Genomic DNA, 10,369 nt, shown 5'->3' with positions numbered 1-10,369 from the left:
ATTTCCCTTTTGGTTACCAATGAAAGTTAGTTTTTTTACTCTACTTTTCACTGGCTCACTTTCGGGGGATCAGGACATACAGATGCAAAGAATATATCAATTATTACAACTTATGATGTTCTTGATCGAGTTGTAAGTACCAGTATTGCTGGTGGTGAAATGCTTACTCAAAACTACTATGATAATTATAGTTATGCAGGGAGTAAGGCATTTGACTTGTCACATGCTTACTCACAACCAGCTCTAGCAACGGCACAGGGTTTATTAACAGGCAGCAAAGTTTGGGGATTAGGTAGCGCCAATAATCAATCATGGATAAGTACAACACACTACGACTTGTTAGGTCGAGTCATTCAAACTAGTGCTGATAATCATCTGGGTGGTGTAGATAAAGTATCCTCAAAACTTGATTTTGTTGGCCGAGTACTAGAAACAAAATTAAGTACATTAAATAACCTTACCATCGAAACCCGTAACAGCTATGATCGGGCTAGCCGCCTGAAAGCAGTATGTCAACGTGTTACGGATAATTTATCAGCAGCAACCAATACAGTTGGTCAGTATTGGGAGCCAATTTCCCGCCATTCATATAACGATCTGGGAGAATTAACTCGGAAGACCTTAGGCTGTAACCTCCAAAATATTGATTACACCTATCATATGCGTGGCTGGTTAACTAGTTTGAATAAGCCTACTAATCTTGAGCAGGGTAATGATAAAGACCTATTTGGAATGAGTCTGGCTTATGATGGTATAGGCAATATTTCAAGTTGGAATTATCGCTCGGGCCAGAAACAGGGCCTCTATGCGGGCAGCACAGCCCTGAGCCAAAATCCGCTGATGGGTTACAGCTTTGGCTATGATACTCAGAACCGGCTGAAAGCGGCAACATTAACCCAGAATGCCAGTACAACGGTGTTTGCGATGGGCGGTAACGATGCCGGTAAAATTGGCTACGATGATAATGGCAACATCCTCAGCCTGAGCCGCACCCTTAACGGCACCCCTGTCGATAACCTTAGCTATATCTATGGTCCTAATTCAAACACGCTCAGCAGTGTTAGTGATGTGGCCAGTAATACAAGTATTCCCGGTTTCTTTGGGGCTAATGCTTCCTATAGCTACGATGCCAATGGCAATCTCATTACTGATTCGGGCAAAGGCATTGTCAATGTGAATTACAACCACTTGAATTTGCCCCAGAGGGTTACCAATCCGGTTGCCGCACAAAATATTAGCTACACCTACACGGCCATCGGCCAGAAGCTCCGTGCCGATATGGGTGGAGGCAAGCTGTACGATTACGTAGCTGGTATGGTGTATGAAGGTGGTAAACTTGAGTTTGTGCCTAATGCTGAAGGTCGTATCCTGCCGCCGGGCCGGGCTATAAATCCTGCCTCTGGCACAAGTGTGGTTGCTAACCGTTATTACCGGTATGAGTACCAGTTGAAGGATCATTTAGGCAATTTGCGGGTGGCTTGCCGTTGTCCTGAGATAAGCACAGCAGTAGCGGGTAGCCAGTTGCCGGGGCCGGGCGATACCTACCCGATCATGACCGTGCAGGAGGAGCAGTACGATCCCTGGGGGCTTAGCTTATCTGGACTAAATAGTCAGACTATGCTGACAGCTAATCGATTTAAGTTTAGTGGAAAAGAAGAACAGCAAGGCTCTGGGTGGATTGACCTTATAGCCCGACAATATGACCCGCAAACGGGACGGTTTATAGCGGTTGACCCATTAACTGATGAACAAGAGGCTTGGGCACCGTACCACTATACATATAACAATCCAGTAAATTATGTTGATTTGTTTGGTTTAAGCCCTACATCAAGTAATGCTATTGCAGAATGTCCTACTTGTCCAAAAGACAAAAAATATGATGAGTACAGAGATAGTAAAGCACTTTACACTTATGATAAAGCAACAGGTATCGTATTAAATGGCGATGGGAAAGGTGCAACGGTTTATGGACAACGAACTTCTTATGATTACAATGATTATTCAGGATTTTCGATTGGTGCAGGACGTTATGCCAACTTTTTAGGGGATAATAATGTATCTACAAGGGCTAAGTTTACTGGTGCGACACCTGGCACATCAATAGCATCTCAATATTTTCGGCAAAAATTGGGACATAAAACAACGCCAGAATGGATGTTTAAAATGTTGCCAAAAAGAGCAAGAATTGGACGTTTCAGTATGCCACTTAGGTCAAACAATTATGGTGCAGTAGCAGGTAGAAGTGTTCCTATATTAGGAAGGGGTTTGATTGTAACAGGTGTGGGATGGTCTGTCTATAATGTATCAACTGCTGAAAATAAAGCCGAAGCTTTATCAGTAGAAGCTGGCGGTTGGGCTGGTGCATGGGCTGCTGGTACAGCGGCAGGCGCGACACTAACAGCTACGGGTATAGACCTTGGTGGACCTTGGGGGTGGTTAGCTCATGGAGTTATTACCGTTGGAGCAGGTGTTGGAGGCTTTTGGGGCGGTTCTCAGGCAGGACAAGCCATTTATGATAAAACAAAAGAATAATATGGAACTTACTCTTGAAAACCTTATTTCTTTTCTTGGAAAAGAATATCCTTATGATTTAAACTTTACGCCACAAGTAAAACTAAGAGAATCTGAGGCTAATATAGACGGTATTGATGCAGTTGATTTACTTGAAAATTTATCAAAAGAATTTCATGTAACCTTTGAAAATTTCGATTTTCAAAAATACTTTTTAGATGAATCAGAACTTAACACTATGACTTGGAAGCATCTATTTCAGGTGAAAAAGCAAAGAGAAATAAAGGAAGAACTAACAGTCCAAGCGTTATTTGAATACATGACTGAAAATTTAAAACAGAAATGTATCAAATAGTACACAAAAGTATCAAAAAGTTCCCCGTTGTTTCTAGCATATTGCGAGAAACCAATACCAGGAAGGGCCTCCGGCTCGGAGGTAATTGAGGGATAAAACCGGGATTAATGTACCTGAAAGTACAGCCGAATTTTATGAAATAAATCCAGCATCGATCAGCTCCGTTGTTGCTCGTTTGTAACGAGTAATCTATTTCCAGAAGGGCCTCTGGCCCGTAAATTGACTAGCTTGTTGGCTGCTTACAAGTCAAAGGCTTTTTAAGATGATGCCAACCATACAATAGTAACATCTGCCAACAGCAGTGGGTGAATGTGCGAGAGGCCAGGTAGAATTGTGAAGATGTTTAATCCAAGAACTACTGGGCAAACAGCCCGTGAGCGTGCGCGTGATTGGGAAAAAGGTAAAGTTAAAGCATATCTGAATGCCCACCCACAAGGAAATAAACCACCACGTCAAAAAAGACCTTAATCTTATGAAATTGAGAGATATTGAAGTGTATTTACTTTCTACAACTAACGATGTAAACAATCTCGGTGCAACCGCAAGATGAGTAGAAGACTTTTTTATTAGAGAGTTAAATAATTTTGAGACTGGGAAAATTGCTAAAATTAATATATTTTTTCGTGAAATCAATAATTTTCAAATAATAGAAGAAGTTTCAAATGTAATTGACGTATATGTATTTTTTGATTTCTTGGAATTTTCTTTAAAAATGGTAAATATTAAGATAAAAGATATAGTTGCAAGATGCATATATGACACACTACTGAAGGTTTCCATTGAAAAAGACTGGAATAAGTATTGCATAATCAAAGCATTTGATATTATAAAAAATATGAATTATGATAATACTTATGTATTTAAAAATAAAAATTTTCAAAATAATAATAAAAGGTATAGTATGAAAGTTATCAATAAATTTGATATAAGTAATTATGGAATATATGTTGAGTTATATGAAGCAAAAAAAAATTAATAGGAAGGAGAATTATTTTTAAATATCCTAAGAAGAGTTTTGAAATTGAAAGTGCTTATTGCAGCGACCTTAATATATTTTCTTTTAAATTTAAGGGGCCTCAGAAAATTTTTCAAATTGATATTAACAATATAATTCATAACACACCATATAGTATGCCAAAAAAGCTTTCAGATTGGTTTAAAAGATAGTTTAAAAGCGTTGTTTGGATTAAGTAATTACACAGAATTTAATCAGACTTACTCGTGTTTTATTACGCTAACAATCAGGCAATTATTATATTTTTTAGTTATCCTAAATTTGAGTAATGCGCGACCCCGGTACGATCAGGCAGGCTACCAAATGCCGGGCTTGAGCGAAATCCGTAACAGCAAGAGAGTGAAATACAACGGTAAGGAAGCTGTGAGCGAGCTAGGAAGTAATTTCTATGATTTTGGCGCCCGGATTAGGCGAATGCATATGTTGGACCGTGCCTCGTAGCTGTTCATGGGAGTGAGTGGGTAGGGTACAGCCATTGCCAAAATAATGCGGTTAACAATATAGACCCGAGTGGTGACACACCGATTCATTACAGTCAGATAAAGCTAGGTTTAGTTCTTAAAGAAATAAACACCTTTTTAAATATTCTATGAGCATGAAATTCTCTTTTTTTCTTTTATTCTTTTTGCAATGGCAGGCTTTTATCTTTGCACAAAGTGCTGATAAAAGCAAAATAACCCCAGCTGATTGCGCTATTGGACAATGGGGAAATGACTTCTCAATTTGTGGGGCAGATATAGCAAAAAAATCGGGTAAAGGCTTATTACAAAAGCGGAAAGACGAAGAGTTAATTCTGGTTTTGGATAAAAAAGGAACCGGATATTTTAGCTTTTATGATTGTCAGGCTAAAAAGAAATTTACTACTGACATTCTTTTTTCTTATACAGTTGTGAACAACCAGATTCGATTTAGATGGCTTGGTGAACCAGAAGAAATAAAGTCGATAAGTGCCTCTTTTGACTATATTAATACCTATCGTTTCCGCTGCTCAAATGATACGTTATTCTTTGTGGATGGTCTCCTCAAAAATAGCTTATACATGAACACTAACTATTTTATTCGCCGTAAATAAGGCTTCTTTCTATCCAGACTATGAAACACCTATTTTTATTCTGTGGGTTATTTTTAACCTCTATTGGTTATGCCCAAAACGTAGATTTAATTAATAAATTAAAACCATCTGTTTCACCACAATCACCACAAGTAGCGGCATTAAGCAGATTTGGAGATCATCCGGTCAACTTATCAACAGGTATTCCTTCAATTAATGTACCTATTTATGAAATATCAGCTGGTTCAGTTAAAATCCCCGTCAGTTTGGATTACCATGCTGGGGGAAACCGAATTTCTGATATTGCCAGCTGGGTTGGATTGGGTTGGGCACTTAATGCCGGGGGGGTCATTACACGTTCAGTTATTGGTCGCCCAGATGAGCTTGCCGAACTTCCATTAGTATTGCCGACAATTAGCCTTAGCCCTCCCCCAAATACAAACGCCCTATGTGAAACTACATTTAATGATCTGGAAAGTCTTGACAAAAAAGAAAAAGATTCTGGTTACGATATTTTCAGTCTTAGTATTCCTGGTAAAAATCTCAAATTTGTTTTATTACCCGATGCTGCATCAGGGAGTATGGCTACCACAATGCCTTATGAGCGAATTAAAATTGAGTATGAGCGTAATTCATTTGGCTGGTTCAAATCATTCAAAGTAACTGATGAAAACGGTATAGTTTATACTTTTGATAAGGCAGAAACCACGGATGCAGGCAACGGTACATACAATAGTGCATGGCAACTCAGTGAAATTCAAGGAACCCGTCCCATTGATAAAGTAAAATTTAACTACCTTGATTATTCGCATAGCACATACACTGACTTCGCTGATACCCAAACTATTACGAGTAGGGTGACAGGTGTTTGTAGTGATAATCAAGGCACTACTTCGTTTAGAACCTCACAAGTCTATAGTAGTTTTTTTAGTTGGTTACCGAATGAAATAATTTTTCCTGGGGGTAAAATTACATTCATAACTTCAGCAACATTCCGAACAGATTTATTTTCTTCACCATCAGGCAGTAAGTCATTAGATAAGATTGAATTAAGAGGCTGGGATGTAGTGAATAATACATATTCACTTATTAAAATCTTTGATTTGCAACAAAGCTACTTTACTCCAGTCAATCCTATTGATTACTCATATCTGGATGGGCCCTTGCGTTTAGATGGTGTAATCATGCGAGACGGGAGTAATACAATGATCGGGAAATATCAATTTGGGTATAAAACTGACATTGCACTGCCAGGACCTCAATCAAAAAAACGAGATAGCTGGGGCTTTTACAATGATAAACCGAATACAACCCTCATTCCATCAACCTCAGTTGAAGTATTCGCTACAAATAATACCTCCAGTACTGTAGTAATTGGAGGAGCAAATCGCGAGCCCAGTGAGCAACATATGCAAGCCTGGATCTTAAACTCTATTGTTTATCCTACGGGGGGAGTATCCCGCTTTTTTTATGAAGCAAATCGGTATTCTACACCAAATAACACTATTAAATTGGCGGGAGGGTTGCGGATTAACCGAATAGAGACTCAATCATCAAGCGTAGAACCAATCCGGGTTAAATCCTTCAAATATGGTCAAAATGAGAACAGCTATGGGCAGTTGAACCAAGAGCTTCGCGCTCCCGCCTGGGTAACTAGCTTTATGGAAATGGTGCCGCCAAATTGTACGAAAACAACTACAGTTTTCGGTTCATACCCTACTGCTAGTTTAAATTCAATAGAAGGTAATTTAGTTACCTACGACGAAGTAACTGAATATGAAGGAGCTTACTTGGGGAATACGCTTATTGCCGATTTAAATGGGAAGACTGTCTACCAATTTAGAAATACTCCTGATGGACAAGTTGCCGTTCCCAAAGCCCCTCAAAAAAACTTCATTATTAGTCGTCACTGGGAAAGAGGATTATTAGAGAAAAAAACAGTATATCGCAAAGTCAATACAGGGCTATTTGCTCCAGTATTAATTCAAACCAATTCTTATACTAATTTAATTGGTTCCCAGGAGGTTGAAGGTCCTGTAATTGGGATGGCAACTGCTAAAATTCTATCTTTTTCTAATGAATGGATGGCATCTAGTGCAGTAGTTGATAATCAAGCTCCGGAATTTTACACCAATATTTGTTCTAAAGTAGTACAAAGCTATGCTAATCCCGTCTATTACAAATGGCGGAAAGGCAATATGCAATTATATAAAAGTGAGGAAATTACCTTTCCAACACCAACTAGTTCATATTCAATCCCAGATACGACAAAGCAAGAAACTAGTTTTAATATTAATTTTCTACCTAAGGAAAGTATAAGTTATGAAAGCGATGGTAGCGAAACGCACAAGCAAATCCGATATGCTGGTGATTTTTTAGTTTCAACTACACCAACTCCTACAGCATTTTCAAAAGGCATTCGCTTGCTAAACAATAAGTATATGCAAACCACTGTCATTGAAGAAGTAACATTCCGCAAACGGAAAAATGAAGAGGCCAGACTTGTTAATGGAAAATTAACGCTCTATAGTGAGTTTTCAACGCTTACAGGATGGCCATTTGCCAGTGAAGTACATACACTTGACGTGCAAGATGGTTGCTGTTTGTTAAGTAGTTTAACGAGTACCACTTTTTTAAGTAGCTCAATGACTAAAGACTCGCGTTATAGTTTAGCGAATACATTTAATTCGTATGATAGCAACGGAAACCTCCTCAAATACACGCTTCGTAATAAAGTACCTACGCAGTTAACTTGGCAGACAAGTAGTCCGAGTATAGGTACTTTTGTTAGCGCAAACTCTGTATTACAAACTGAAACTCTTAACCCTGGATCAACGCCTACGCTAACGACTCAATATGCCTATAAAATACCGCTAATAGGTGTAAAAAGCGTTACTAACCCAACTGGAATAATGACCCAATATGAGTATGATCCCTTTGGTCGACTCTCCAATATAAAGGATAATAATGGTAATAAGGTTAAATCATACGAGTATAACTTCCGTCCTCAATTCACAGTGGTTTACCCTATTAATGGCCCAACCATAACTGTAAATCGTCCTATGACATTTACAATCCCATCAAGCACATTTTCAAATCCAAGTAACCAAGCAATTACATACAACTTTACCGGTTTACCATCCGGACTTGTCTCACAAGGTTCACTCCTATCAGGAACACCCACGGTTACAGGGACGTCAACTGTAACAATAGTGGCATCAACCCCTGATGGACAAAATGCAACAACATCATTTTCAATAAATGTAATTACTCCACAACCGCTAACTATTCTTTCTCCCTCTTATGGTTGTTTCACGGGCGATCTTATTTTCAGATCTTTGGGAGGAACGGCCGGTGCTATTGAATATCTGGCAGCTGGTATTTCAAACTGGACGAGCCAAGCAGGAGGACACAACTATAGACCAAACCTTGGAGATGGTCCTGTTACAATATTTGCACGCAATACGGATGCTCCGTCAAACGTAGTTACGTATAGTTGGGATTGGAAGAATCAATGCCGAGATTTTAACCAAAGTCCTTCGATAAATGTATCTATGGCATCACCACAGAGTGCTACTCTTAACCAGCCCTACAGTTATACATTACCTACGAATTTATTTTCTGACCCAGAAGGCCAACCGCTAGTATATTCAGTTACAGGATTACCAAGTGGAATAACGTATAATGGTGGGACTCGAATTAGTGGTGTTCCAAGTTTAACAGGTGTCTTTACAATTAGTGTAAAAGCCACAGATGCTTATGATTTAGCAACTACGGCACAATATTCACTTAGTATTGTGCCAAGTAATACCGTTTCTTTACCCTTATCATTAACAGCTCCAGATTATAATTGTACAACTGGTGCATTTATATTCAATACAGTAGGAGGAAATGGGTCTACTATTGAATATTTTGCCATAGGCATTACAGGGTGGACGACTCAGAGAAACTTTACTGTAACGCCAACAATAGATGCACAGAGCTTTACACTTTATGCACGACAAAGTGGTACCCAGGTAACTATGGCTTGGAATTGGACAAGTGTTTGTGCCAGTCAAAACCATGCTCCCACAAGCAATACTGCCGTAAACTTACCATCTCAGACGGCAGTGACAGCCTCAACATTTAGTTACACTCTTCCTGCAAATATATTTAATGACTATGAAAACCAAGCGTTAAGTTATTCTGCATTAGGCTTACCAAACGGCTTAGCTTTAAATGGTCAGGTTGTTAGTGGTGTAACAAATACAACTGGAATTTTTACTGTAACAATAATAGCAACTGACCCCTACAGTGCTACTGCAAGCCGCACTTTCACACTAACTGTAACCGGCTCGCCGGTCAACCAAACTGTTCTTCAGCTACTTCAACCAAATTACAATTGCTCAACGGGAGATTTCATATTTCAGTCAACTGTAGGAAATGGTACAACCATAGAGTATATGGCTGTAGGAATCACAGGTTGGACGGCAAATCCGGGCCCTTTCGAGGTATTACCTGCTCCTGATGCACAACCATTTACATTAATGGCACGTCAAAATGGCGTTTACGTAACATATACCTGGGATTGGTATGCACAATGCCATTAGAATTTCAACTGCATAATAACTTATTTTTCATTTCACAAAAAAGCCGAAAAGCGTAGTCAGATTGGAATAATCATTACTAATTATTGCTAGCGCAAAAGGGGTTGCATTTAAAATTGTCGCCTAACATAATTAGTTACCTACATTACAGAAAGACGAATATTTTGCATTAGCTCGCCAAAAGTTCCACGACTTGCAACAACTTAAGACGCAGCGATCTTTCTATGACTAAGAAAAATCGTTCTATCAAATCTGGCAACACCTAGCAAACAGGTGTTGCCAGATTTGATAGACGTATCGGCTGACCGACGTAAAAGTCGAATTGCCTGAATAGGCCAACGTAAAGTGAGCCATGTGCGTCACTGCAAGCAGGATCTGATTCAGTTTGGGTGATGAGTGCAATTCCGAAAAAGTACTCGTCGGCGCAACCGGTCAAAACTGGCTCGACCGTACCCTTGCCGTTTGAGCATTTTCAAGCGGTTCACTTGCCCCCCCGTCTGCCCATTACTCCAAGCCGAGATGAAAGCCTGCTCGACGGCACAGTAGTCCTGGTACAGTGTACCCCATTCTCTGTACCACCATTTGGCCAAACGAAATGGTTAGTTGACAGATATGTGTTGTTTTTCTTTCCCCTCCATCAATACCGCTGCCGGTGTCCGATAGCTTAATGACTGGTGAGGTCGTTTGTGATTATAATAGTGAAAGTACTTAGTTAAACCAGCTCGAAGTTCGCTACCAGTTTGATAGTTCCGTAAATAAACATCTTCGTATTTTTATGGTGTTCCCCAAAAACTGGACAGCAATGATAACTTGAAACAACTTATCTTGCAACTACGAAATGTCTAACAATG

4 protein-coding genes and 1 pseudogene are annotated in these 10,369 nt (G+C 39.4%); 4 read left to right on the top strand and 1 reads right to left on the bottom strand.

Annotated elements, in window-relative coordinates; all coding sequences use genetic code 11:
* Positions 1-159: 159 nt before the first annotated feature.
* From AC23NW_RS35485 to AC23NW_RS35470, 4 genes are all read left to right on the top strand, one after another.
* Positions 160-2,532: an RHS repeat domain-containing protein gene (locus AC23NW_RS35485; RefSeq protein ID WP_487455382.1), complete on the top strand. Its 2,373-nt coding sequence runs from the start codon at positions 160-162 to the stop codon at positions 2,530-2,532.
* A gap of 1 nt (position 2,533) precedes the next feature.
* Positions 2,534-2,866: a DUF1493 family protein gene (locus AC23NW_RS35480; RefSeq protein WP_487455381.1), complete on the top strand. Its 333-nt coding sequence runs from the start codon at positions 2,534-2,536 to the stop codon at positions 2,864-2,866.
* Between the two features lie 1,610 nt (positions 2,867-4,476).
* Complete coding sequence (locus AC23NW_RS35475) at positions 4,477-4,953, top strand: hypothetical protein (protein ID WP_487455379.1); 477 nt, start codon at positions 4,477-4,479, stop codon at positions 4,951-4,953.
* Between the two features lie 20 nt (positions 4,954-4,973).
* A complete protein-coding gene (locus AC23NW_RS35470) occupies positions 4,974-9,521 on the top strand; it encodes a putative Ig domain-containing protein (protein WP_487455377.1) in 4,548 nt (1,515 codons plus the stop codon).
* A gap of 647 nt (positions 9,522-10,168) precedes the next feature.
* Here the strand turns inward: AC23NW_RS35470 and AC23NW_RS35465 are convergent.
* A pseudogene (locus AC23NW_RS35465) lies at positions 10,169-10,291 on the bottom strand (integrase core domain-containing protein); the annotation flags it as partial.
* Between the last annotated feature and the right edge of the window lie 78 nt (positions 10,292-10,369).

The sequence above is a fragment of the Arsenicibacter sp. R0_47 genome, from assembly GCF_057652235.1.
This window is presented reverse-complemented; position numbering and strand designations above follow the sequence as displayed.

Bases quoted from the DNA above. Each gene is read 5' to 3' on its own strand.
- AC23NW_RS35475 (WP_487455379.1), top strand. From the start codon at position 4,477: ATGAAATTCTCTTTTTTTCTTTTATTCTTTTTGCAATGGCAGGCTTTT.
- AC23NW_RS35470 (WP_487455377.1), top strand. From the start codon at position 4,974: ATGAAACACCTATTTTTATTCTGTGGGTTATTTTTAACCTCTATTGGT.
- AC23NW_RS35480 (WP_487455381.1), top strand. From the start codon at position 2,534: ATGGAACTTACTCTTGAAAACCTTATTTCTTTTCTTGGAAAAGAATAT.
- AC23NW_RS35485 (WP_487455382.1), top strand. From the start codon at position 160: ATGCTTACTCAAAACTACTATGATAATTATAGTTATGCAGGGAGTAAG.